This window comes from Nocardioides stalactiti (assembly GCF_014180715.1).
GTDB lineage: Bacteria > Actinomycetota > Actinomycetes > Propionibacteriales > Nocardioidaceae > Nocardioides > Nocardioides stalactiti.
On sequence record NZ_JACEFC010000235.1, the window covers coordinates 1 to 1,347 of the forward strand.

Genomic DNA, 1,347 nt, shown 5'->3' on the forward strand with positions numbered 1-1,347 from the left:
CGCACGACATCCTGGGCCTCACGCCACAGGCGCTGGCGGCTGCCGCCGCTCCTGACGCCTTCGACCTGGTGGTCTGCGTCGGCAACGTGATCACGTTCGTCGCCGAGGGCACCGAGGTCGAGGTGCTGCGACACCTCGGCGGGCTGCTCGCGCCGGGAGGTCGGATCCTGCTCGGGTTCCACCTCCAGGGCGGACCTGCCACGGCGCGGGCGGTCTCGGCCGACCAGTTCGCGACCGAGGTCGGCGAGGCCGGGCTGCGGGTCGACCACCGGTTCGGCGGCTACGACCTGCGCCCCGTCGACGACCAGTACGCCGTCTGGGTGCTCAGCGCGGGCTGAGGCTCAGAACTTCTCGAGGTCCGCGCGGGTGAGGGTGTCGACGACCGGCGGGGCCGGGGGCACCGGAGCGTGCCGCTTGCTCAGGCGGACCTCGGAGTGGGCGCCACAGCCGTGGTCGAAGGAGACGACCCGACCGTCGTCGTTGGCGTCGCCGTTGGCACACACGCCGAACATCTCCGCGAGCGGACCGGCGAGCCGCACCAGGAAGCCGCACGACGTGCAGCTGTCGGGGGCGCCTTTCGCGATCGGCGCGTCCGGGCCGGCGTCGCCGTCGTACCACCGCTCGGCCGCGAGGTCGCGACCCTCCGTCGAGAGGGTCCGGACCCGGCCGAGACCGAGGTCCTTGGCCACCACCCGTACCTGCGCCTTGTCGTCCGCGTCGAGCGGGTCGTCGCCGAAGAGGTACGTCGGGACCAGGCGCACGTCGTCGTCGGCGACCGGCAGCAGGTCACCGGGAGAGAGGTCGCCGGGCTTGATCCGGTCGCGGTAGGGCACCCACGCGGGGGCCACGATCGCGTCGGCGCCGGGCAGCAGCACCACCTCGGCGACGGTCACCTTCTTCTGCCGCGAGGCGCGGGTCAGCGTGACGGCCCACTGCCAGCCGACGTAGCCGCGGCGGGTGCAGCCGAACAGGTGGGTGACCACGCGCTGGCCCTCGATCTGGTGACCGAGGTAGTCGCCCACGTCAGCAGCGTCGACGTCGTCGAGCAGCGCGGCACGGGCCTCGTCGACGGCACCCGCCGTCACGGCGTCGCTCGCCTTGCGCTCGATCGTGGTCACGCGGAGGAGTCTCCCTCATCAGGGAGGCGCTCGTCACGTCGGGTCGACCAGGCAAGATAGGCGCGTGACGTCGCTGCCGCCCCCGCCCCCGCCTCCCCGCGGGTCGGGCAGCACCCCGCCGCCGCCCCCGCCGCCGCCCCCGCCGGGTGACGAGCGGCCGCCCGAGATGGTCCCCGCCGACGTGGCGGCGGGCCGCACGGTAGGGCAGAGCGTCGGGCCGGCGGGACCC

The 1,347-nt window shown here is 74.5% G+C and carries 3 protein-coding genes; 1 reads left to right on the forward strand and 2 read right to left on the reverse strand.

Annotated elements, in window-relative coordinates; all coding sequences use genetic code 11:
* Positions 1–338, forward strand: a 338-nt coding sequence (locus H0487_RS22620; protein ID WP_376766703.1) for a hypothetical protein, incomplete at its 5' end; no start/stop codon positions are given.
* A 3-nt stretch (positions 339–341) separates the two neighbouring features.
* On the opposite strand, the gene H0487_RS22625 is transcribed toward H0487_RS22620, so the two are convergent.
* Together H0487_RS22625 and H0487_RS23010 are read right to left on the reverse strand one after the other, a co-directional pair.
* Complete coding sequence (locus H0487_RS22625) at positions 342–1,118, reverse strand: DUF3027 domain-containing protein (RefSeq protein ID WP_183096440.1); 777 nt, start codon at positions 1,116–1,118, stop codon at positions 342–344.
* 33 nt (positions 1,119–1,151) lie between these two features.
* Positions 1,152–1,347: hypothetical protein (locus tag H0487_RS23010; protein ID WP_220793713.1), on the reverse strand; the 196-nt coding region annotated here is incomplete at its 5' end.